The sequence below is a fragment of the Paenibacillus sp. FSL R10-2199 genome, assembly GCF_038000235.1.
GTDB lineage: Bacteria > Bacillota > Bacilli > Paenibacillales > Paenibacillaceae > Paenibacillus_AQ > Paenibacillus_AQ phytohabitans.
On the sequence record NZ_JBBOBO010000001.1, the window covers coordinates 2,685,665 to 2,709,504 of the forward strand.

The window sequence follows — 23,840 nt, forward strand, 5'->3', positions numbered from 1 at the left end:
CAGAGAATTCAGGTGAGGATAGCCTATCCTCATAACTTTTAGGAGATGATACTTTTGGATTTCAAAGACAGTATTCGTGTGATTCCGGATTTCCCGCAGCCGGGAATCAGCTTTAAGGATATTACTACCCTGCTTAAAGACGGGGCCAAGTACCGTGCCGCTATTGATGAGCTTAAGGCTCTCGTTGCCCATCTGGAGATTGATGTCATTGCCGGACCGGAAGCGCGCGGCTTTGTAGTAGGCGCACCGCTGGCGTACGCACTGGGCGTTGGCTTCGTGCCCATCCGCAAAAGCGGCAAGCTTCCTTACGAGACGATTGAAGTGGGATACGATCTGGAATACGGCAAAGATACCCTTGCTGTACACACGGATGCTATCCAGCCGGGACAGAAGGTTCTGATTGCCGATGATCTGCTCGCTACCGGCGGCACGATCGCTACTTCGGTAAGCCTGGTGGAACAGCTTGGCGGACAAGTTGTCGGCGCTGCCTTCCTGATTGAGCTAACGGCTCTGGCCGGACGCAATAAGCTGTCCGATATTGAAGTGGTTACCCTGTTGACTTACGAGGATTAATTCGCCCGGACATCTTTTCCCGGGAAATATAAAGCGGACTGCTGTCGATTTAAGACAGCAGTCCGCTTTTTGTATTATAGGTTGAACGTGGTAAATGGTAAGAGGCTTAATGAGCGGATTTCTCTGTTTCCTGTTCATTGGACAGGCCAAGAACTTCAAACAGCTTGAAGAGCAAGGAGAGAAGCATACCGACGATAGTCGCCAATGCCATCCCTTTCAGCTGTACACCGCCAACCGTTAATGTGATGCCGCTGATACCTACCACCAGTACCAGAGTAGCCAGAATCATGTTGGTGGCTTTGGAGAAATCGACCTTCTGCTCTACGAAAATACGCAGGCCCGATGCGGCAATTACACCAAACAGTAAGAGTGAGACACCGCCCATGACCGGCTGGGGGATATTGGCAATGACCGACGAGAACGTTCCGGAGAACGAGAGCAGGATAGCGATCACTGCAGCGCCGCCGATTACGTATACCGAGTAGACTTTGGTAAGCGCCATAACGCCGATATTTTCACCATAAGTGGTATTCGGGGTGGAGCCCAGGAATCCTGAGAGTACCGTGGAAATCCCGTTACCCATCAGTGAGCGGTCCAGTCCGGGATCCTTGGTCAGGTCTTTGCCGACAATGTTGCTGGTAACCAGCAGGTGGCCGATATGCTCAACAATTACAACAAGCGATACAGGGATGATCGTCAAGATAACCTGCCAGTCGAAGGATGGGGTGATAATCGTTGGATGGGACAGGAAATGGGCTTCAGAGATAGCACCAGTATTTACCTGGCCCAGGATATAAGCGAGTACATAACCGGTAACGATACCGATGAGGATATGAATGATTTTGGGGAAGCCGCGGAATAACACGGAGCCGAGTACGGTAACGCCCAGCGTGACCATGGATAAGGTAATAGCTTTGCCGTCCGGAATCCAGTCAGTGGCGGCCACACCTTCAGGAGCGATCAGTCCGGCCATACGTGCTGCAACAGGAACGAGCTCCAGTCCGATGGTGGCTACGATAGCGCCCATAACCGCCGGAGGGAATACGACATTAATCCAGCCGGTGCCCGCATAACGAACGATCAAAGCGACTAGAATAAAAATAACACCGGTAACAATAAATGCGCCAAGTGCAAGCGAATATCCATGCTCATGATCGTCTGTGTGTTTAGCCAGGACCATAAGTACCGGCGAAATAAAAGCAAAGCTTGAGCCAAGATATGCGGGGATTTTGCCGCGGCAGATCCAAATGTAAAGCAAGGTGCCGATACCATTCATCAGCAGGATCATGCCGGGATCTACCCCGAACAGGTTGGGAACAAGCACTGTGCTGCCGAACATGGCGAACAAATGCTGAAGACTCAGGAGGAAACCCGGGCCCCAAGGGAGTCTTTCGTTAACTTGAATTTCGCGTTGCAATGGAGTTCACTTCTCTTTCTGATCTAATTTGATGTAAGCCTGGCGCTAAAAAACCGCCTTTACTAGATTAAATAGATCGGCGCCTTTTTACAACAACATTTTTGCGCGCGCCACAAAATTGTCTTTTCTTGTCCCTTTCCCTTACAGGAATACCACGCTATGGCAAGTGTTGACGTAATCCTCCGTAAGCGTCATAATTATAGACAACTTTAATCTGTGCGTAGTGCAGTTTGGAACATATGGAACCTGCAAATTCTGCACGGCTTGCGGGTTCATTTTATTATAGAAGGGAAACGGATACGACGAGAATGGGCATAGAGCAATTAACCGAAAAGGCCGGCGCCTATATAAAAGAAAAAGATCTTCTCCGCATCCGGGAAGCTTATGAGTTTGCCGATCAGGCTCATCACGGGCAGGTTCGGAAATCGGGGGAGCCATACATTCTGCATCCGCTGGCGGTCGCAGATATTGTCGTCAATATGCAAATGGATGTTATATCTATTATTGCAGCGCTGTTACACGATGTTGTAGAAGATACGACGGTGTCACTGGACCAGATTCGCGCGAAATTTGGCGATACCTGCGCAATGCTGGTGGATGGTCTGACCAAGCTGGAACGCATCCGGTTCCGCTCCAAGGAAGAGCAGCAGAACGAGAATTACCGCAAAATGTTCATCGCTATGGCTCAGGATATCCGGGTCATTGTGATCAAGCTGGCGGACCGTCTGCATAATATGCGCACGCTCAAGTACCAGTCGGAAGAGAGCCAGCGCCGAATTTCCTATGAGACTCTGGAGATTTTTTGTCCCATTGCAGACCGCTTGGGGATCTCTGCGATTAAATGGGAGATGGAGGATATTGCCCTCCGTTATCTGAATCCGCAGCAGTACTACCGGATTGCCAATCTTGTACACAAGAAACGGGCAGAACGTGAGCAGTTTATCGATAGCGTTATCGGGCGAATCCGCGCCAAGCTGGATGAAATGGGCATCGAAGGCGATCTTTCGGGACGTCCGAAGCATATTTACAGTGTCTATAACAAGATGAGCACCAAGAACAAGCAGTTCAACGAAATCTATGACCTGCTGGCCATCCGCATTATCGTCGACAATATTAAGGATTGTTATGCTACGTTAGGAATTATCCATACTCTTTGGAAGCCGATGCCTGGCCGGTTCAAGGATTATATCGCCATGCCCAAAGCGAATATGTATCAGTCTTTGCATACAACGGTAGTGGGTCCCGGCGGGGAGCCTACTGAAGTGCAGATCCGTACCTGGGAGATGCACCGCACTGCCGAATTCGGGATAGCCGCGCATTGGGCGTATAAGGAAGGCAGCAGCAACAATGTGAATCCGGAGAACCGGATGCCGTTCTTCCGCGAGATTCTGGAGCTGCAGCATGAAGCCAAGGATGCGGAGGAATTCGTGGAGTCGCTCAAAATGGACTTTTTCTCCGACCTCGTCTTCGTGTTCACGCCTAAGGGTGAGGTTGTAGAGCTGCCTGCAGGCTCTGTGCCGCTTGATTTCGCCTTCCGCATCCATACAGAGGTCGGCAACCGGACGATCGGCTCCAAGGTCAACGGGCGCATCGTACCGCTCGACCATAAGCTGAAGACCGGGGATATCGTGGAGATCCTGACCTCGAAGAACTCGTACGGGCCGAGCCGTGACTGGCTGAAGATTGCCCAGTCTTCACATGCACGCAGCAAGATTAAGCAATGGTTCAAGAAGGAGAAGCGGGAAGAGAACGTTGAAAAGGGCCGTGAAGCGATCGAACGCGAGCTGAAGCGCCTGAACGTGGAGATCTCTGACTGGCTGACGGAAGATAAATTGTCAGAAGCGGCGAAGAAATTTGCCTTTAATGATGTAGAGGATATGCTGTCCGCAGTAGGCTTTGGCGGAATTACGGCCGCGCAGATTGCCTCCAAGCTGACCGAGAAGCTGCGTAAGGACCAGGAAGAAGCTGCCGGTCATCTGGAGCTTACTTCTGAGATGAAGGAGATCAAGTCCAGCGGGGAGAAGCGCAATCAGCCGACCAACGGTGTGCGTGTCAAAGGGATTGATAATCTGCTTGTACGCTTCGCACGATGTTGTAATCCCGTGCCGGGCGACGATATTATCGGTTATGTAACCCGCGGACGCGGCGTATCCGTGCACCGTGAGGATTGTCCGAATATTCCGGGTGAAGGAGACGGGGAGGAATCAGCCCGTGTCATTGAAGTGGAATGGGAAGGCAGCATGGAAGCCAATTATAGCGTCGATATTGAGATTACGGGCCATGACCGCAACGGACTGCTGAATGAAGTGCTGCAGGCGGTATCGGAGAGCAAGACCAATATCTCGGCGGTTACGGGACGCTCTGACAAGAACAAGATGGCGATGATTCATATGACGATTCTGATCCGCAACACCGATCATCTGCAGTCTGTGGTGGATAAGGTCAAGCGCGTGAAGGATGTCTATACGGTTAACCGTATTATGCAATAAGGCTTGAAGGCAACAAGGCAAGGAGCTGAAGGATGGTATGAGAGTGGTTGTACAGCGCTGCAGGGATGCGAGTGTTACGGTGGACAGAACAGTGACCGGAGCGATTGGGGAGGGCCTGATGCTGCTGGTCGGCGTAACCCATGAGGATACGGAGAAGGATGCCAAGTATTTGGCTGATAAGGTAGCCGGACTGCGGATTTTTGAGGATGACGCCGGTAAAATGAACTTCAGCGTAACGGATGCCGGAGGCAGCGTCCTGTCCGTGTCCCAGTTCACCCTGTACGGGGACTGCCGCAAAGGGCGGCGGCCCAATTTCATGGCTGCGGCGGCTCCGGCAGAGGCCGAGCGGCTCTACGACTACTTCAACCAGGAGCTGCGCAGAGGAGGGCTTCAGGTGGAGACCGGTATTTTTGGAGCGATGATGGACGTCTCCCTGACGAATTGGGGACCGGTTACCCTGCTGCTGGACAGCCGGGGCTAGGCCTTGAATGAGGCGCAGCAGAGCGGGCTTAATATGCCGGTCTAATTTTACAGCTTGATGTGAGGACTCCACGTTGTGGGGTCTTTTTTGATATAGGATAGCGTTCTCCCCTGCTGGATAAACTAGTGATGAACGAATAATATTCACAAGTTGCGGGGAGCCAGTAGCATGAGACAATCACAGAAAGCGTGGATATGGAACAGTATACAGGGCCATACGGCGGGGTCGATGACAGAAGCTTCTGCAACGGCAAGGGGAGCCGGGGAGCAGAGGGATCTGCAGGTGCTGAAGGGAACAAGCCGCAATCTTCTGCCGCGAACGTAAGGAGTGCGGGGAAGGCGGCTTATTTCTCTGTTTTTTGGAGCGTACAAATGGTGTTTAGCCGGCGGGAATTCGCGAAACCTGTGAGGGCTCGTTAGAAAGCCGGGGAATGCGGGTAATAGAATGACGAGAACAGAATAGCGTAGAGAGGAGAAATTAATCTCAATGAGTAAAGTAGCATTTCTGCTCGCTAATGGTTTTGAAGATTCCGAAATGAAGGTGCCTTATGAAGAAGTACTGCAGGCAGGACATCAGGCAGAGATTATTGGTCTGAAGAAAAATGAGACCCTGCTCGGTAAAAAAGGCAGCGTGTCTTATGCCGCCGATAAAGCGGTCAGCGAGGTGAAAGCCGGAGAGTATGATGCTGTAGTCATCCCGGGCGGATCTTCGCCGGAGAACCTTCGTCTTGACCAGGATATCCTGCAATTTGTAAAAGATGCGGACAGTGCCGGCAAGCCTATAGCTGCTATCTGTCACGGGCCGCAGATTCTGATCAGTGCCGGTCTGGTACAAGGCCGCACGCTTACCTCCTATCCGCCGCTGAAGGATGATCTCATCAATGCCGGTGCGGAATTCAAGGATGAAGAGGTCGTCCTGGACGGCAATTATATTACTTCACGCACACCCAAGGATGAGCCCGCATTTGTGCGTGAGCTGCTTAAGGTGTTGTAATACATTTAAACAAACCACTGGGAGGGATTGACAATGACTAAAAGAATCCAAGCCTATTTCAGCACGGAAGATGCAGCGGAAGGTGCCAAGACTGCACTGATTCCATACGGTGTGGAAGGAATTGAAGTGTCGGCGCTGACAGATCCTCTGGATACGGGCGGAAACAACCGCCGCAATATTCTGATTCCGCTGGCTCCCTACAATACTTCGGCTACAGCTGCCGGAGGGGTCTACGCAGCAGGGGGCGCGACAGGGCCGCTTACCGGAGCAGCCATTGTGCCTGGAGTTACTGTTGATGATGATCTGGGCCGGACAGATGATGAACGTACGGCGGGAGAGGTTCACAGCGGCTCTGATTTGAAAAACAGCGATCTGGAGAACCTGCATTACGTCATGGATCTCAAAGTGGCCGAGAATCATTACAATGAGGTTGTTGAGGTTCTGCGCGGCAAGCAGGCCTATGTGGAGATTTTTGATTAAGCAGGAGGCCCTGCGTAGTCCGGATAACCAATTCAGCTCCAGTCCTCCCTCAGGGAGAGGCTGGAGCTGTTTATTTACCCGCAGGGCAGCGGAAACTGCATGAATTCTCTAGACAGGGAATAGGGTTGTAGTGTAACCTGTTGTGTAGGGTTTAGACACAGGCATGGACCACTCAATAAAACGCTTTCTTTTCTGTAATGCAACTGTAATATTACATTCATGATTCCTTAATATAGCGTGTTTATAATAGAAGCATGACCCCCTTTTTTATAATATATGATGATGGACCTGCAGCAATCGGCTGCAGGTCATTTTTTTTGAAATCTAAGAATTTACATGCTTCGCGCTATAAATTATCCTCATATTTCTCGCTGAAACGGTTCTGTCCTTATACAAGGACAGCAAAGCTGTTTCCACTTGTTTACAATATCAGAATCTACATGTTTCGGGGTCCCCGCAAAGTACCTGAGTCATCTATCTACGCCAAAGCCCCACTTTGTGGGGGTATTTTAGAGGGGGTTTGTGACTTATTGCTACTGTGGCGGGCATGCTTGGAGCAGAAGGGCGTCAGTAATCGGCAGCGTGAAGCAGACCGTGTAGCGGATCGTCTAGCGGACCGTGAAGCGGACTGAGAAGCCCTTATTTTCCATAAAAGCTTACGCTAGAGGATGAAACGGACTGAGATTCCGTTATCTTGTTCATTCCAGCTCGAAATGAGGCATCTCTGGACACATAACGGAATCTCTGTCCTCCTGGCTGGCAGGTAATCCTGAGGAGCCGCGCCCAGTTCTTGCGCAGGCCATGTGCGCTTGCACAGCTCCGGCTGATTCACCCTGGCTGCGAGCCGGGATACGTAACTCAGCTCAATTCAATTCAATTCATTCCTTGACTTTAGCGCAGTGGTTCAGTAGAATCTAACAATATACGGTATGTTATATTGTTTTGATGACGGGACCAAGTAATCCGTAACCCACAACCCCAGAGAGGAATCCCGCTGATCCGGCGGCTGTCCAAGTGAAGGACGGCAACACCTGATCCGCACGGCTGTAAGGATTCTGTTGATGAACGGATGAATGACCTCCCCGAGAACGCACGGCGAAAGCAGGCAGCAGCAGGTTGCCCAGAGTCAGTAGCCGATTGCGCGTAGGCGGGCGTTAACCGCTTAGAGCGGATTTGGAGCAGCGCAGCTGCTTAAGTCCGGAATGTGGGTGGTACCACGGGTGAATTATTGGTTATGATAATCCCTCGTCCCTGTTTGTAATTAAACAGGGCGGGGGATTTTTTGTTGTTTTTAGAAGCAGAGACAATGGGTTCCATGAGGAGTAAGAGGGGTTATTTTCAGGAGGGATAGGCTGTGGCTAAAGAAAGATTCGAGAAACCAACCGGTACGCAGGATGTGCTTCCGGGTGCAGTGGAGAAATGGCAGTACGTTGAGGGCAAAGCAAGAGATCTCTGCCGCCGCTTCAACTACCGGGAGATCCGCACACCGCTGTTCGAGCACACCGGGCTGTTTGAGCGTGGTGTAGGCGAGACAACGGATATTGTAGAAGGGGAAATGTATACCTTCAAGGACAAAGGCGACCGCGATCTGGCACTGCGTCCCGAAGGGACTGCAGGCGTTGTACGCGCGTATGTGCAGAACAAGCTGTATGGTGAGCCGGATGTCAGCAAGCTGTATTATATCGGCCCGATGTTCCGCTACGAACGTCCGCAGGCAGGCAGATACCGCCAGTTCCACCAATTCGGCATTGAAGCCTTCGGTGCAGTGGACCCGGCAATCGATGCGGAAGTGATTTCGCTCGGGTACCAGTTCTATCTTGATCTGGGGCTGAAGGATGTCAGAGTGGAGCTGAATTCCGTGGGCAACGCGCCTAGCCGCGCGGCTTACCGCGAGAAGCTGCTGGACTTCCTGAGACCGATGAGAGAGAGCCTGTGCAGCGACTGCCAGCGCCGGATGGAGCGTAATCCGCTGCGCGTGCTGGACTGCAAGGTCGATCAGGATAAGTTCGGCGGTGCCCCGTCTATTCTGGACAGTCTGGATGAAGAGTGCACAGAGCATTTTGCCAAGGTAAAGGGCCATTTGGACGTGATGGGCGTGGAGTACAGCATTAACCCCCGTCTGGTACGCGGCCTGGATTATTACACGCATACAGCGTTTGAGTATAAAGCGGCAGGCATCGGCTCCATCGACACGGTGGGCGGCGGCGGCCGGTATAACGGCCTGGTGGAAGAGATCGGCGGACCGGATCAGCCGGGTATCGGTTTCGGGATCGGCCTTGAGCGTATTCTGCTGATTCTGGAGAATCAGGGGGTAGAGCTGGAAGCAGTGAAGCCGCTGGATGTGTACTTTGTCGCACTCGGTGAAGCCGCAGATCTGGAGATCACGAAGCAGCTGTTCCATCTGCGCAGCCTGGGCTTCTCCGCAGAACGCGATTACCTGGGGCGGAAGATGAAGGCACAGATGAAGTCGGCGGACCGCATGTCGGCCCGGTATACGGCGATTCTTGGCGAAGATGAGCTGAACAGCGGCGTTATCGCCCTGAAGTCGATGGAAACCGGCGAGCAGCGGACCGTTAAGCTGGAAGAGCTGGCGCAGGCGTTGAGTTAGGATTTAAGTATGGATGTATCCGCAAGTAAGCTGCAGTCAGCACATGTAATTTTAACCATGAAGGGGTAGGATAAGAGATGACCAGAAGCCATAACTGTGGACAATTAACAACGGCGAGCATCGGCGAGACAGTAACACTGAACGGTTGGGTACAGACCCGCCGTGACCTTGGGGGCGTACTGTTTATTGACCTGCGCGACCGCACAGGGATTGTACAGATTGTATTCAACCCCGACTATTCCGGAGAAGCGCTGCAGATTGCCGATAAGGTGCGCAGTGAATACGTGCTTGCCGTAACGGGTAAAGTGGTTAAACGGGATGATGAAACCATCAACCGCAACCTGCCGACCGGCGAGATTGAAGTCCAGATTACAGATATTGAAGTATTGAATGCTGCCAAGACGCCTCCGTTCTTCATCGAAGACGGTGTGGAAGTGGATGAATCGCTGCGGATGAAATACCGTTACCTGGATCTGCGCCGTCCGGAAATGCACAAGACGCTGCTGCTCCGTTCGAAAGCGGCGAAGATCTTCCGTGACTTCCTGGACAGCGAAGGCTTCATCGATGTGGAAACTCCGATTCTGACCAAAAGCTCACCGGAAGGCGCACGTGATTATCTCGTGCCAAGCCGTGTGCATGAAGGGGAATTCTTCGCGCTTCCGCAGTCACCGCAGATCTACAAGCAGCTGCTGATGGTCGGCGGCATCGAGCGTTATTACCAGATGGCACGCTGTTTCCGCGATGAGGATCTGCGTGCAGACCGCCAGCCGGAATTCACCCAGTTCGACATCGAGACCTCCTTCATGCCGCAGGATGAATTGCTGTCCATGATGGAAACTCTGATGCAGCGCCTGCTGAAGGAAACCATTGGTGTTGAGGTTGCTACTCCGTTCCAGCGGTTGACCTATGCCGAAGCTATCGGCAAATACGGCTCGGACAAGCCTGACCTGCGGTTTGGCCTGGAGCTGATAGAGATGAACGATATCGTTGCTGCCAGCGGTGTGAAGGTGTTCGCCTCCGTGATCGAAAAAGGCGGAGAAGTGAAATGCCTTAACGCCAAGGGCTGCGGTACTTGGACCCGTAAGGAAATTGATGATCTAGGACCTTACGCTGCACGTTACGGCGCCAAGGGCCTGGCCTGGATTCAAGTCAAAGACGGCGAGTTCAAAGGACCGATTGTGAAGTTCTTCTCCGAAGAGGAAATTGCCGCCGTGAAGGAACGCACGGGTGCTGAAGAAGGCGACCTTCTGCTCTTCTCCGCTGACACTAAGAAGGTCGTTGCGGATGTACTCGGCGCACTCCGCCTGAAGATCGGCCGTCAGCTTGGCCTCATCGACGACAGTGTGTTCAAGTTCGCCTGGGTTACAGAATTCCCGCTGCTCAGCTATGACGAAGACCAGAAGCGTTACATGGCGGAGCATCATCCGTTCACACGCCCGATGGATGAAGACCTCCATCTCTTCGATACAGATCCGGGTGCGATCCGTGCGCAGGCTTATGACATCGTGCTTAACGGTTACGAGGTGGGCGGCGGCTCCCAGCGTATCTATAAACGTGAGGTTCAGGAGAAAATGTTCGAGGCACTGGGCTTCACACCGGAGCTGGCCCATGAGAAATTCGGTTACCTGATGGATGCCTTCGAATACGGAACGCCTCCGCATGGGGGAATCGCGTTTGGCTTCGACCGTCTGATTATGCTGCTGGCAGGCCGCACGAACCTGCGTGAGACGATTGCCTTCCCTAAGACAGCAAGTGCAACCGACCTGCTGATGGATGCTCCGGCACCTGTAGATGCTGCACAGCTCGAGCAGCTGCATATCAAGCTGGCGCCAAAACCGGAAAAAGAAAAGAAATAAAACATAAATGGCTGACGGGGCATAGGGCGGACTTAAGCGGCTATGCCCCGCAGGCTTGCTAAAGGAGGCTGACATCATGCTGAATCAGTTCTCACGTACGGAACTGGCGATCGGACCGGAAGGTCTCGAGATCATGAAGAACAGCACAGTGGCTGTGCTGGGGATTGGCGGAGTGGGCGCCATGGCTGTAGAGGCCCTCGCCCGTACCGGTATCGGACGCATCATCCTGATTGATAAGGATTCCGTCGATATTACCAATATCAACCGCCAGATCCATGCGCTGACGACGACCATCGGCCAAAACAAAACCGATCTGATGGTAGACCGCGTCAAGCTGATCAACCCGGATTGCGAAGCGATTGCCCTAAACATGTTCTATACCGAAGAGACCTATGAGGAGCTGTTCAAATACAAGCTGGATTATGTCATTGACGCTTCGGATACGATTATCTACAAAATTCATCTGATCAAGGAATGTCTGACCCGGAAGATCCCGATGATCTCCAGCATGGGAGCGGCGAATAAGATGGACCCGACCCGTTTCCAGGTGGCCGATATTTCCAAGACGAGTATGGACCCGATTGCGCGGGTGATCCGCACAAAGCTGCGCAAGGAAGGGATCAAGAAAGGCGTTAAGGTAGTATTTTCAACCGAAAAGCCTGTGAAGCCGCGTGAGGATGTCACCGAGCAGATTGTTCCCGCCAATGCGCCGGACCGGCGTAAGGCGAAGCAGCCTCCGGCCAGTACGTCCTTCGTGCCTCCGGTAGTTGGTCTGATTATGGTTAGTGTTACGGTACGTGATTTGCTGGAGACCGGCGGCATCACGTTTGAATGAGGGTTTGACAGGATTCAAGGGCGTGCAGCTGATTCCCCGCTGCATGCCCTTTTATTGCTGCCTGGAGCAGCATACCGGTGAGATGGCTGATTACAGACCAGACAAGCCGGGTAATAGCCAGCGGAACTTAACATCATAATATAAGAAAACTTAAGATGGAGCAGTGGGCTGCGGCATTATTGCAGCTTCTTGTATAACATTCTTAAGTTCACGTTCTCTAGTGGAGGTTTTTAGATGAAATCGAATTTTTGGCGGGATAGCGTGGGACTTGCGCCGGGCGACAACTGGAAACGGGAGTGGGCGGCAGGCATCCTATCGTATTTCGCTTCGGTATATATTGTTATGGTCAATGCAGCGATTCTGCATGATGCAGGAATGCCGCTGCGGGCGGGAATGGTGGCCACACTGCTGACAGCGATTACAGGCTGTCTGCTAATGGCTTTTGGCGGCAAAACGCCGATTATCGTCGTCCCGGGCATGGGCATCAATGCCTTTTTCACCTATACATTGGTGCATTCTATGAAGCTGGATTGGCGTGAGGCGCTTGCCGTTGTTGTGGTGACGGGTGTGCTGTTCGCCATTGTAGCGTTCACTTCGCTCTACCGCATACTGAGTGATGCCATACCCCATAATCTGCAGCATGCGATAACTGTCGGAATCGGTCTGTTTCTGACGTTTATCGGCCTGCAAAAAAGCGGGATTGTCATTGCCCATGCCACGACATTTGTCGCCATCGGGCATTTCAGCGATCCTGCCGTCATTACCTCGGTGGTGACGCTGCTGCTCGCCCTGGTCCTGTTCATCCGCGGCACGCGCGGCGGCCTGCTGATCAGCATGCTGGCGGGGACAGGCCTGGCCTACCTGCTGGGAGCGGCTCATGCGCCTGAGAATACCGAATCCGGACATGTGTTCAGCGGATATGGCGATGTGTTCGCCAGTATGCAATGGAGCGGCTTCATCAGCCTCGTCTTTTGGATTGCCGTATTCCTGCTGCTGCTGATCGTTGTCTTCGAGAACATCGGCCTGATCTCCTCCCAGACACTGATGATAGGCCGTCCGGAACGCTTCAAAAGCAGTCTGCGGGCGCTGTCCATAGCCAACATCGCAGCAGGTCTGTTCGGCAGCAGTCCCGTAGTAGCCGCTGCCGAATCTACAGCCGGCATCGCTGCCGGCGGACGCTCCGGCTTCACCTCACTCGTCACCGGTCTCTTGTTCGGGGCGACGTTCCTGTTCATTCCGCTGCTGGCTTATGTGCCGGACAGCGCAATTGCGCCGATTCTGATCGTGATCGGCGGACTGATGGTCCAGAGTGTGCGCGAGATGGATCTCAGCGACATGACGGAGCTGTTCCCCGCGTTTCTGATTATGGTGATGATTCCATTCACCTACAGCATCGTGGACGGGATGGCGTTTGGGTTCATCACTTACCCGGTTGTGAAGCTGGCTACAGGCAAAGGCAAGGATGTCCCGCCGGCGCTGTACGGCATTGCCGGGCTGTTCGTAGCGAACTTTGTGCTCCATGCGCTGATGGGCTAAATGCGCCTCATATAGGGCAGGTGAGCCGTTCTATACGGCAGTTTGAAATATATGGCTTTCCCTGTCCTCTTGTGATATGATGTACTGCTCACATCACTTAAGGTGCATGCTTCCGGAGCGAGTTTTGCTCGGAGAGATTCAGGAAGCTAATGCCCGCATAACTTTTAGGAGGTAACTGAAATTGGAAGACAACTTTCAAAGTGCCTATCAAGAGGAAGAAGACAGGCTGAACCATGCGCTTATAGAGATTGACTCTACCCTTGAGCGGTTGCGCAGCACTCCGGTGTACACGGGACACGAGTATACGGAGCAAGTGCTGGAGGACTCCAGGGAACAGAAGCGCAAAGATCTTGCCAAGCTTAGGCAGGAGCCTTATTTCGGACGGCTTGATTTTCAGGGCAATGACGAGGAAGAACGCAAGGCACTTTATATTGGTAAAATCGGCGTAGACCGTGAGCAGGTAAGCGACCGTCCGCTGGTCATTGACTGGCGGGCACCGGTGGCAAGCCTGTTCTATTCGTTTACAGGAGGGACAGAAGCGGCCTCCTATGAAGCACCGGAAGGGCTGATTGAAGGGCTCGTCTACCTCAAACGCAACGTGGTCATCCGCAAGCAGATTCTGGAGCGGGTTGCGGATACGTATAACCGCGACAGTGATGCGCCGGCGGTGTCGGATGAATTCCTGGTGTACCGGCTCGGTGAGAACAAGGACAACCGGCTGCGTGATATCGTCTCGACGATCCAGGAGGAGCAGGACAAGATTATCCGGGCAGCGAAGAACACGGCGCTGATTATTCAAGGGGTGGCGGGAAGCGGTAAAACCACCGTCGCGCTGCACCGGCTGGCTTTTTTATTGTATCAATACAAGGATCAGGTCTCGGCGGAGAAAATGATTATTTTCGCTCCGAACCGGATGTTCCTGGATTATATTTCAGATGTGCTGCCGGAGCTCGGTGTCGGCAATATTGCCCAGAGCACCTTCCCGGACTGGGCGGCGGGTGTGCTGGGTGTGACTCTGCCGGAGCAGGACGCTTCGGAAACGATGAACCGCTGGTTCGAAACAGCAGGAGCGATGCCCGTCATTACGGAAGAGACCCCGGGACGCTTCAAAGGCTCCACGGTGCTGATGAGCGTCATTGAATCCAGCATTAAGCTGCTGGAGACCAGCGCCGTGCCTGAAGGAGATTTCAGCCCGTGGGACGGGGCTGTGCTGCGCCGCTCGATGATTCTGCGCTGGCATAATGAAGAATACGCTCCGTATCCGCCGGCCAAACGCAAGGAACGCGTGATGGCGCGGATTCACCGCTGGATCGAGATGGAGCTGAAGAAGAGCCCGTCGGCCGCTGCGCTGAAGGACCGCAAGAAAAAAGGCGCAGCCCGCGAGAAGGCGTACAGCGCCAAGTGGCCGAAATATGAGCCGCTGGCCATCTACAAGCAGATATTCCGTGCGGCGAAGACTCCGGAGGACTGGCCGGCTGAGGCGCCGGAAGAAATTCCTCAGGCTGTACTGAAGGAAACGGTGAAAGAGCTGAAGAAAGGCATTTTGCGTGAAGAGGATCTTCCGCCGCTGCTCTATATTCATTATCTTTTGAACGGCAATGAGGGAACCGAACGCTTCGACCATATCGTCATTGATGAAGCGCAGGACTTCTCCCCGTTCCAGATCGCCGTGCTGGATCTGTACGTGAAGGGACACTCCTTCACCATTCTGGGTGACTTATCCCAGGGGATTCATGCCTACAAAGGGGTACATGAGTGGAATGAGATGCAGTCGCTGTTTGCCGGGGAGTATACAGCGTATCATGCGCTTACCCGCAGCTACCGTTCAACGATGGAGATTATTGAATTCGCCAACGGGATCCTGTCCGCCGGCGTCGGCAGCGCGCTGCTGGCCGTGCCGGTCTTCCGCAGCGGTAATCCTGTGCGGCTGATTTCCTATGAGGATGCGCAGCCGGAACCGGCTACAGGCGGCAGCCAGCGGCTCAGCGCTGTCAGAAGCGCCCTGTCGTCGCTCTCCGGGCGCGAATACCGCACAGTGGCTGTATTGACCCGCAGCCTGCGGGAAGCCGCTGAGCTGTACGCTGAGCTTGCCGGACAGTTCGAGGATATTCATCTCATTGACGGCAGCATCACCGAATACCGCGGCGGCTTGTCCGTACTGCCCGTATATTTGTCCAAGGGACTGGAGTTCGATGCCGTCATCCTGGCGGATGCGGACATTGCGCACTACGGAGAGGCAGCCTGGGATGCCAAGCTGATGTATGTAGGTTGTACACGCGCCCTGCATGAGCTGTGGCTATTGCATGACGGCGGTCTTCCGCATTACGTACAGCTGCTTGGAGACGAGACGGTCTCCGGCTGGCCGGTACCTGAAGGGAATTAAGGTTTACATTATCTTGGGCAAGGGCAGCCCTGTTTTGGAATGGGATAGAGGGTTGCGCTTGGTGAGAACACTCCGCAAACGGAACGTTGTTCCAATCGCTGCCCAATCCAGATTTTTTAAATTCCCTTAGCGGTGAAAATTCGGGCACATGGCGACCGCTAACGCTTTATCCGCGGGTCGTCCGGTCCGATCCGCTATTTAAGCGGGAAACGTATATGCAATCTAAAAAAACGCAAAAAAGAAACCTCTCTTTGGCGAAATGTATTAACCATTTCAAAAGAGAGGTTTTTTTGCGTGCTGAATGAGCAAATGAGGAGCATTAGTGCTCCTGAATTCACTGGAAGCGGGCCAATTGAGCAAATGAGGGGCATTAGTGCCCCTGAATTCGGTGGATACGGGCCAAATGAGCAAATGAGGAGCATTAGTGCTCCTGAATTCACTGGAAGCGGGCCAATTGAGCAAATGAGGAGCATTAATGCCCCTGAATTCACTGGAAGCGGGCCAAATGAGCAAATGAGGAGCATTAGTGCTCCTCATTATGCCGGATGCCGCCAGAAGTAGGCGAATGGAGAATGTGATGTTGGTCTGTTTGCGGACCGTCCGCCCAAGCAGCCGGTGATAGTTACCCGGAAGTTCTTAAGCCTTGCCCTTCGGCTCAAAGTGGAACCGTTCCACCTGTCCCTGCATATCCGAAGCCATGGCGGAGAGCGCAGCGGAGGATGAAGTGATCTCCTCCATGGAAGCAAGCTGCTCTTCTGTCGCCGCTGTTACACTCTGGAAGGATTCCAGCGCGGCCTGGGCGATCTTGGCCATCTCCTGAACAGACGCTGCTACTTCTGCGCTGCTGGCTGACATTTGCTCGGTAATCGCGGATACTTCATGAATTTGCTCGCCTACATGCCGGGTGGACTGCTCGATCTGGTGGAAGGCCTCGCTGGCTTCCTGTGTAAGCGCCATTCCCTGCTCCACATCTCCAACCACTTTATGCCGCATCACATCATAGGCGCTGGCAATCAGGTCCACCATCTCAGAGATGGTCTCCTGGATTTGTCCTGCACTGACATTGGAAGCTTCGGACAGCTTGCGCACTTCACCGGCGACTACAGCGAAGCCTCTGCCATGTTCTCCGGCCCGTGCAGCCTCAATGCCGGCATTCAGCGACAAGAGATTGGTCTGCTTGGCAATGGCAGAGATGGCCGTACTGGTGTCCGCCACCTTGGCACTTAATCCGTTAAGCTCAGCAATCAGCGTGCCGGACTGATGTACGGATTCGCGGATCGTCTTCATCTGTTCTCCGACATGCTGCATCTTGGCGCTGCCGGTGGAGACATCCTGTTCCGTCTGTACTGCGGCGCCCACTATCATCTCTGAGGCGGAGGCGATTTTTTGAATGCCGGTTGACATTTCATCCATCGTTATAGCCACTTCGGCGGAAGCATAAGCCTGGGTTTCCACACCACGGGTGGATTCCTCGACCAGCTCAGTCACATATTCGACCGCTTTGCTGTTCTCGCCGGTGCTGGCTGTCAGCTGTTCACTGGCTGCCGCCAGGTGGCCTGACGTTTCAGCGACCTCCTGAACCATTTTGCGCAGGGAAGACACCATCGCATTATAATTGCCGGCAAGCTGACCGATCTCATCCTTGCGGTTCGTTTCCACGGACTCATCCAGATAACCCTCGCTTACCCGTTTGGCCGAACGGTTCAAGCGTTCCACAGCGCCGGTAATGCGGCGGATGATAAGGAAGGTTACGATCGAAGCAAGCAGCAGGGAGACGACAAGCACGATACCTGACTTGTACAGAATCGGGTATACAGCCTTGGTGTATTCATTCTCCGGCAGCACACCGGCCATTTTGAATCCGGTCAGCTCGTTCGTAATGTAGAAGCCGTCCATTTGTGTATTGGCTGTATCGTCCTTGTAAGAGATTTTGCCTGCCGGGCCTTTACCCATTTCAGCCAGCATCTGGCTTGTTGCATCAGAAGCCACCTCCATGGTAGGGTGATAGATCACCTTGTTATTGCCGTCTAGAATATATACATAACCGCTGTCGCCCAGACTGACATTTTTGGTCAGCTCCATAAGCTCGTTCATGCTGATGCTGATGGTAACGGCACCCTTGCCGTCCGGAAAAGCCCTGGAAACCGGCAGAATGTAGCTGTTCGTCACTTTGGAGAAAATCGGATCAATAACCGATGTGGTCTCCGGTGATTTTAGAGCGTCTATGTACCAGTCCCGGATGCGGGGATCATAATCCTGCTGCTCTGAATCCGGAGCGAACATGTATTTACCTTCATCGTTGCCCAGAGCTACGATATCCACTTCAGGATGCTCCAGCTTGAATTTGTCGATCAGGCTGCGTACTTTTGCAGTATCGCTGGTGAGATCGGCGGCACTAATCTGGTAAGCAAGCTCATTCACACCTGCGCTCTCCAGCTGGATTAATTGCGAAAGGGTTTTATCGAGAATATGAATGCTTGAGTTTGTGGTCTCTTCCATCTTGGAGCGCAGTGCCGACTCTGAGGTTTCTGTGGATATGACAACCAGGGCAAGGGAGGGGAGCACAATGGCTATGATGATTAGCAGCATGAGTTCCGTTCTGAGCTTGGTGATGTGAAGTACACGCTTTAAAGGATTCCGTGGGGTTGTCATAGAAGGTTCCTCCTGAATTTCTGAATGGATGGGGTTAAATTAATTTCCATATCTCGAAGTAAATAGATAATTTAATATATATTTCGACACTAATCGACTAAAAAATTAGTTTTTCGTCAAAATTTTTTTGGCTAAAATTACCGCTATGCATTCCTCCTGAAAGTTATGATTAACGTGAGCTCAAGGTGGAGAACGATTATAACTATTCTTGAACTTGTAACCCGCGGATACCTGTGGCTTAATAATAAGTGTCCGGCCGGGCAAGATTACTTCTGGAAGGAGGCTGATGGCAATGTTTTCAGAATACGAGGTGGTTTCCGTCTAAGACGGAAGCCTGTTTAAGGGGAGGCCGCGAGGCCTCCTTATGTATAGATAGCGGCTATATATTTCAGGCTTAGCTAAAATATATAGAAGTACACTGACAAACCACTGATAGATTACTGATAAACAATGAATGTAGACGCTAACCGCAGGGTTTAATATAATGAATTTAGGTTATTTACCAAATTTGAGGAGAAGAAAGGAGGCAGGTGGCATGATTATCAAGAACAGCGCAGTGATCGGACTTAACGGAACACACCTGTTGAAGGAGGAACCAGAACGTGAGTTACGTAAATGGAAAGGATGTGCTCCCCCCGGGATTGCTCGAAGAGCTACAGGGCTACATCCAGGGTGAATTGCTATACATCCCGAAGAAGACGGAAGAGCGGGTACGATGGGGCGAGAACAGCGGCTCCCGGCAAGAAATTGCGAACCGCAATGAAGAGATCTTCTGTAGTCACAGCAGTGGCTGCTCGGTGAACGAGCTGCAGAAGAGATATCATTTATCCGAAGAAAGCATCCGCAAAATCATTTCAAAAATGCGGCTGGCACTGAACAGCTAGCCTGAATATTTGAAACAGCCCCACAACATATAAGTTCTAAGAATAGAACAAAGAGCATGCTCCCGCCGGTGATGGCGAGGTCATGCTCTTTTTAATGAAAGCTGCGGGTATGGTATGATAGAAGGCAGCCAGTTATTTCTATCGAAGAAATAGCGAAATACCAGATTACTAGCAAGGAAGTGGAGTTATGGATTTATTCTCGCTGGGTGAGGATAACGGGAACGGACGGCTGCTTGCAGACCGGATGCGGCCCGTGAATCTCGATGAATATATTGGACAGGAGCATATTGTAGGCCGCGGCAAGCTGCTGCGCAGAGCCATAGAGGCCGATCAGGTGTCTTCCATCTTGCTGTACGGGCCTCCGGGCTGCGGCAAAACAACCTTGGCTCATATCATATCGCATCATACCCAAGGTGAATTTGTTCGGCTGAACGCGGTGGAAGCCTCGGTGAAGGATGTCCGCGAGGTTATTGAACGCGCCCAGAGCAACAAGGCGCTGTACGGCTCGAAGACCATTCTGTTTCTGGACGAGGTCCACCGCTTCAACAGCTCCCGCCAGGATGCGCTGCTGCCGGCAGTGGAGAAGGGGACGATTACCTTCATCGGCGCCACGACGGAGAATCCGTTCCATTATGTGAACGGGGCGCTTATGAGCCGCTCCACGCTGTTCCAGCTGGAGTCCCTGACCAGTGAGCATAGCCTGATTGCCATGAAGCGGGCGCTCGCCGATGAGCAGCGGGGCCTGGGGTTCATGGATCTGAAGGCGGATGAGGACGCGCTGCAGCATATCGCCACGATGGCTAACGGCGATATCCGCCGCGCCTTGAACGCGCTGGAGCTGGCGGCGATGACCACTGCCCCGGAGAGTGACGGCAGCGTGCATATCACGCTGGAGGTGGCCGAGGAGTCGATCCGCCGGCCGATTGTCAAAGCGGACGAGTCTACGCAGTATGATGTGCTGTCCGCTTTTCACAAAAGCATCCGCGGCTCCAGCGACGCCGCCCTGTTCTGGTTCCTCTACGCCGTGGAGAAGCTCGGCATGGATCCGATGACCTTCATCCGCCGTCTGATCGCCGCGAGCAGCGAGGATATCGGCCTGGCTAACCCGCAGGCGATGGTTCAGGCTGTCAGTGCGCTGGATGCCTACCGCAACAACGGCTGGCCGGAGGCGAAGCTGAATATCGCACAGGCAATCCTGTTTGCGGTGGAGAGCCCGAAATCAAACGGCGTGGTAATGGCAATCGCGAACGTTATGGATAGCCTGGAGGATCTGAAGTCGGCTGAGGTGCCGCTGCATTTGCGGGATACGCATTATAAAGGCGCAGCCCAGCTGGGGCATGAGGGATACCAGTATCCCCATAATTTCCCCGGCCATTATGTGAAGCAGGACTATCTTCCGAAGGCGATCTCCCGGAGAGTGTTCTATCAGGCGACCGAGCAGGGCAACGAGGCGAAGATCCGCCATAACCAGCAGCTGCGGCGCGGGCAATAGCGCTCCACTCAGATGCATGGGAAGACCAATAAAGGAAGAGAAGTAAAGTGAGACCACCGCATGCACTCAACTGCGGTGGTCTTTTGCTTGCGTATCGGCGTGCACCTGAAGCACGTTAGGCATTTTTTTCGGTTGATGAAACGGCAAATATGATAAAAATGGAAATTTTTTGACAAAACGAGTCTGTTTTCGGTGGATATAATTGTAAATATATAGAATTAAATTACTTTATGTGGTATATGTGTAGATAGGGAGATTATTTCCTTAATTTGTAAGTGGGGGTGGAGGATGGAGTGTACTGAATAGAATGTCTTATGAAATGTCTTCAATGGACGCTGGGGAGGTATCTGCGCGTGAGTCACCCGATCGGGCTGAAACGTAAGAATCGAAGGGAGATGAGTTAAGGTGAAGCAAACGAGACGGAAGACAGGCTGTATCGCAGCACTGAGCTTAATGCTAACCTGCACTATTGCTTCAGGGACTGTTATTCATCCGCAAGTCAGCAAAGCTGCAACCGCAGGGATTAATTATGCAGAGGCACTGCAGAAATCTATCTATTTCTATGAGACACAGCGGTCGGGTGATCTGCCGGCGAACAATCGTGTGGAATGGCGGGGCGATTCGGGGCTGCAGGACGGTGCGGATGTCGGCCACGATCTGACGGGAGGCTGGTATGACGCAGGGGATCATGTTAAATTCGGATTTCCTATGGCGTACACCTCCACCATGCTGGCATGGTCGGTCTATGAATACAAGGATGGATACGTGCAATCGGGGCAGCTGGATGAGATTCTGGACAATATCCGCTGGGCAACAGACTATTTTGTGAAAGCGCATACGGATCCTAATGAGCTGTGGGGACAGGTCGGCAACGGCACGGCGGATCATAACTGGTGGGGACCGGCGGAGGTCATGCAAATGGCACGTCCATCCTACAAGATTGATGCTGCGCATCCCGGCTCTGATCTGGCAGCGGAGACCGCTGCTGCGCTTGCCTCAGCTTCCATTATTTTCAGGGATTCGGATGCCGCTTATGCGGACAAGCTGCTGCTGCATGCCAAGCAATTATACAATTTTGCCGATACGTACCGCGGGGCTTACTCCGATACAATCACTGATGCCAAGCAGTATTACAATTCGTGGAGCAGCTACGCCGATGAATTAAGCTGGGGTGGTGTCTGGCTGTACTTAGCGACCGGCGAGCAGACCTATCTGGATAAGGCTACTGCCGCCAGCAATCTGTGGGGCACGAACCAAGCCGGAGATTGGGGTTATCAATGGACCCAATCCTGGGATGACAAGCACTACGGTGCACAACTCCTGCTGTCCCGCATTACGGGTGATCCCAAATTCATTCAATCCACTGAACGGAATATGCAGTTTTGGACCACCGGAGTGAACGGTACCTCTGACCGGGTAGCTTATACTCCTGGGGGGCTGGCCCATCTGGACCAATGGGGGGCGCTGCGGTATGCGGCCAACCAGGCATTCATGGCCTTTGTCTATGCGGACTGGGTTTCAGATCCGGTGAAGAAGAACACCGCCCAGACCTTTGCGGAGCGGCAGATTACCTATATGCTGGGCGATAATCCGCGCAATAGCAGCTATGTGATTGGCTTCGGCGCAAATTCGCCCCAGCATCCCCATCACCGCACCTCACACGGCTCTTGGAGCGACAGCCAGACGACTCCTGCGAACCACCGGCATGTGCTGTACGGCGCACTGGTCGGAGGACCTTCCAAGACAGACAGCTACACCGATACAATCAGCGATTATGTCTCCAATGAGGTTGCAACCGATTACAATTCAGCCTTTACCGGCGCTTTGGCCAAAATGATGCTGCTCCACGGGCAGGGCCAGCAGCCGCTTGTGAATTTCCCGCCGGCCGAAACGCGTGAGGATGAAATGTTCACCGAGACCTCTGTGAACGCCAGCGGCAGCAATTTTGTGGAAATCCGTGCGCTGCTCAATAACCGCTCCGGGTGGCCTGCCCGCTCCAGCAGTCAAATGTCCTTCAACTACTATATGGACATAAGTGAGGCTGTGGCTGCAGGGTATGGACCAGCAGATATCACCGTCAAGGCGGGAGGCTACAATCAGGGGGCAACCGTCTCGCAGCTGCTGCCTTATGATGAAGCGAATCATATCTACTACACCAAAGTAGATTTCTCCGGCACACCGATTTATCCGGGCGGACAATCCGCTTACCGCAAGGAGGTCCAGTTCCGGATTGCCGGGCCGCTGAACACCACCTTCTGGGACAACAGTAATGACTTCTCGTTCAAGGGAGTGGCTCCAGGTGCTTCCTCGGCGACGAAGAATCCGTATATTCCGGTATTTGATGCGGGTGTCAAGGTGTACGGGGAGCTGCCTCCCGGCGGCGGAACCCCCGGTGAACCCCAGGTTCCGGGCCGTCCGTCCGGCCTGCAGGCGGTACCCGGCAATGCCAGCGTGGCCTTGAGCTGGAATGCGGTCAGCGGTGCTTCCCAGTATACGGTCAAGCGCTCTCTGGTGAGCGGCGGACCGTACACGGTGATTGGCACGGCAAACGGAGCCGTCTACAGCGACAGCGGGCTGACGAACGGAGTGGACTACTATTACGTGGTGACCGCATCGAACAGTGTGGGGGAGAGTACGGCGTCTGCACAGGCTACGGCCCGGCCGCGCGAGACCACCCCGCCGGTTACTGGAGCTTTGCGTGTACAGTACCGCACCAATGACACAAGTCCCGGCGATTCGCAGATCCGCAGCCAGTTCCGGATTGTCAACACAGGGACCGAGACCATTGCACTCAGTGGTCTGAAGCTGCGCTATTATTACACCGTGGACGGGGACAAGCCGCAGGAATTTCACTGTGACTACGCTGTTGTCGGCAGCGGCAACCTGAGCGGAAGCTTTGTGAAGCTGGACGCGCCGGTATCCCTGGCGGATTCTTATGTGGAGATTTCCTTTGCCGCAGGGGCAGGAAGCCTGGCTCCGGGGGCGGATAGCGGGGAGATTCAGGTGCGGTTCAACAAGACCGACTGGACGGCCTACAATGAGAGCAATGACTATTCCTATGGAGGAACCCAGCAGACCTTCGCGGATTGGGAGAAAGCTACACTTTACCGTGCAGGAACGCTTGTGTGGGGCTTGGAACCATAAATCATTCCAGAGAGGAA

General features: G+C 53.2%; 16 protein-coding genes. 14 read left to right on the forward strand and 2 right to left on the reverse strand.

Annotation, left to right across the window (positions count from 1 at the left end; all coding sequences use genetic code 11):
* Positions 1 to 54: 54 nt before the first annotated feature.
* On the forward strand, positions 55 to 573 hold the full coding sequence (locus tag NYE33_RS11785) for an adenine phosphoribosyltransferase (protein WP_039294499.1): 519 nt from the start codon (positions 55 to 57) through the stop codon (positions 571 to 573).
* A gap of 106 nt (positions 574 to 679) precedes the next feature.
* On the opposite strand, the gene uraA is transcribed toward NYE33_RS11785, so the two are convergent.
* Positions 680 to 1,990 (reverse strand): uracil permease, encoded by a 1,311-nt coding sequence (uraA, locus tag NYE33_RS11790; RefSeq protein ID WP_042139539.1) that lies wholly within the window; start codon positions 1,988 to 1,990, stop codon positions 680 to 682.
* 308 nt (positions 1,991 to 2,298) lie between these two features.
* On the opposite strand from uraA, the gene NYE33_RS11795 reads away from it, so the two are divergent.
* The 10 genes from NYE33_RS11795 (at position 2,299) to NYE33_RS11840 (ending at position 15,651) form a co-directional block, all read left to right on the forward strand.
* On the forward strand, positions 2,299 to 4,479 hold the full coding sequence (locus NYE33_RS11795) for a RelA/SpoT family protein (protein ID WP_039294505.1): 2,181 nt from the start codon (positions 2,299 to 2,301) through the stop codon (positions 4,477 to 4,479).
* A gap of 37 nt (positions 4,480 to 4,516) precedes the next feature.
* Entirely contained in the window at positions 4,517 to 4,960 is a 444-nt protein-coding gene (gene dtd / locus NYE33_RS11800; RefSeq protein ID WP_042139538.1) for a D-aminoacyl-tRNA deacylase, read from the forward strand.
* Between the two features lie 168 nt (positions 4,961 to 5,128).
* Entirely contained in the window at positions 5,129 to 5,284 is a 156-nt protein-coding gene (locus tag NYE33_RS11805; protein WP_156118723.1) for a hypothetical protein, read from the forward strand.
* Between the two features lie 162 nt (positions 5,285 to 5,446).
* Positions 5,447 to 5,953 (forward strand): type 1 glutamine amidotransferase domain-containing protein, encoded by a 507-nt coding sequence (locus tag NYE33_RS11810; RefSeq protein ID WP_336102555.1) that lies wholly within the window; start codon positions 5,447 to 5,449, stop codon positions 5,951 to 5,953.
* Positions 5,954 to 5,986: 33 nt separating this feature from the next.
* Positions 5,987 to 6,433 carry a hypothetical protein gene (locus NYE33_RS11815; protein WP_039294513.1) on the forward strand — a complete coding sequence of 149 codons (447 nt, stop codon included), beginning with the start codon at positions 5,987 to 5,989 and terminating at the stop codon, positions 6,431 to 6,433.
* Between the two features lie 1,354 nt (positions 6,434 to 7,787).
* Positions 7,788 to 9,041, forward strand: coding sequence for a histidine--tRNA ligase (hisS, locus tag NYE33_RS11820; RefSeq protein WP_042139535.1), 1,254 nt, complete (start codon positions 7,788 to 7,790; stop codon positions 9,039 to 9,041).
* 77 nt (positions 9,042 to 9,118) lie between these two features.
* Entirely contained in the window at positions 9,119 to 10,897 is a 1,779-nt protein-coding gene (gene aspS, locus NYE33_RS11825; RefSeq protein WP_340943046.1) for an aspartate--tRNA ligase, read from the forward strand.
* Positions 10,898 to 10,973: 76 nt separating this feature from the next.
* Positions 10,974 to 11,732: a tRNA threonylcarbamoyladenosine dehydratase gene (locus NYE33_RS11830; protein ID WP_039294521.1), complete on the forward strand. Its 759-nt coding sequence runs from the start codon at positions 10,974 to 10,976 to the stop codon at positions 11,730 to 11,732.
* A 234-nt stretch (positions 11,733 to 11,966) separates the two neighbouring features.
* Positions 11,967 to 13,268: an NCS2 family permease gene (locus NYE33_RS11835; protein WP_341065902.1), complete on the forward strand. Its 1,302-nt coding sequence runs from the start codon at positions 11,967 to 11,969 to the stop codon at positions 13,266 to 13,268.
* A 181-nt stretch (positions 13,269 to 13,449) separates the two neighbouring features.
* Positions 13,450 to 15,651 carry a HelD family protein gene (locus tag NYE33_RS11840; RefSeq protein ID WP_341065904.1) on the forward strand — a complete coding sequence of 734 codons (2,202 nt, stop codon included), beginning with the start codon at positions 13,450 to 13,452 and terminating at the stop codon, positions 15,649 to 15,651.
* Positions 15,652 to 16,287: 636 nt separating this feature from the next.
* Here the strand turns inward: NYE33_RS11840 and NYE33_RS11845 are convergent.
* Positions 16,288 to 18,303, reverse strand: coding sequence for a methyl-accepting chemotaxis protein (locus tag NYE33_RS11845; RefSeq protein ID WP_336102553.1), 2,016 nt, complete (start codon positions 18,301 to 18,303; stop codon positions 16,288 to 16,290).
* Between the two features lie 602 nt (positions 18,304 to 18,905).
* On the opposite strand from NYE33_RS11845, the gene NYE33_RS11850 reads away from it, so the two are divergent.
* From NYE33_RS11850 to NYE33_RS11860, 3 genes are all read left to right on the forward strand, one after another.
* The gene (locus tag NYE33_RS11850) at positions 18,906 to 19,187 is read left to right on the forward strand and encodes a CD3324 family protein (protein ID WP_039294537.1); all 282 of its coding nucleotides are present in this window, start codon (positions 18,906 to 18,908) and stop codon (positions 19,185 to 19,187) included.
* A gap of 187 nt (positions 19,188 to 19,374) precedes the next feature.
* A complete protein-coding gene (locus tag NYE33_RS11855; protein WP_341065906.1) occupies positions 19,375 to 20,679 on the forward strand; it encodes a replication-associated recombination protein A in 1,305 nt (434 codons plus the stop codon).
* Positions 20,680 to 21,132: 453 nt separating this feature from the next.
* Positions 21,133 to 23,823 (forward strand): glycoside hydrolase family 9 protein, encoded by a 2,691-nt coding sequence (locus tag NYE33_RS11860; RefSeq protein WP_341068641.1) that lies wholly within the window; start codon positions 21,133 to 21,135, stop codon positions 23,821 to 23,823.
* Positions 23,824 to 23,840 lie beyond the last annotated feature (17 nt).

Coding starts and splice junctions, on each gene's coding strand:
- NYE33_RS11830 (WP_039294521.1), top strand. CDS start 10,974: ATGCTGAATCAGTTCTCACGTACGGAACTGGCGATCGGACCGGAAGGT.
- NYE33_RS11845 (WP_336102553.1), bottom strand. CDS start 18,303: ATGACAACCCCACGGAATCCTTTAAAGCGTGTACTTCACATCACCAAG.
- NYE33_RS11810 (WP_336102555.1), top strand. CDS start 5,447: ATGAGTAAAGTAGCATTTCTGCTCGCTAATGGTTTTGAAGATTCCGAA.
- NYE33_RS11860 (WP_341068641.1), top strand. CDS start 21,133: ATGCTAACCTGCACTATTGCTTCAGGGACTGTTATTCATCCGCAAGTC.
- dtd (WP_042139538.1), top strand. CDS start 4,517: ATGAGAGTGGTTGTACAGCGCTGCAGGGATGCGAGTGTTACGGTGGAC.
- NYE33_RS11795 (WP_039294505.1), top strand. CDS start 2,299: ATGGGCATAGAGCAATTAACCGAAAAGGCCGGCGCCTATATAAAAGAA.
- NYE33_RS11855 (WP_341065906.1), top strand. CDS start 19,375: ATGGATTTATTCTCGCTGGGTGAGGATAACGGGAACGGACGGCTGCTT.
- NYE33_RS11805 (WP_156118723.1), top strand. CDS start 5,129: ATGAGACAATCACAGAAAGCGTGGATATGGAACAGTATACAGGGCCAT.
- aspS (WP_340943046.1), top strand. CDS start 9,119: ATGACCAGAAGCCATAACTGTGGACAATTAACAACGGCGAGCATCGGC.
- NYE33_RS11815 (WP_039294513.1), top strand. CDS start 5,987: ATGACTAAAAGAATCCAAGCCTATTTCAGCACGGAAGATGCAGCGGAA.
- NYE33_RS11835 (WP_341065902.1), top strand. CDS start 11,967: ATGAAATCGAATTTTTGGCGGGATAGCGTGGGACTTGCGCCGGGCGAC.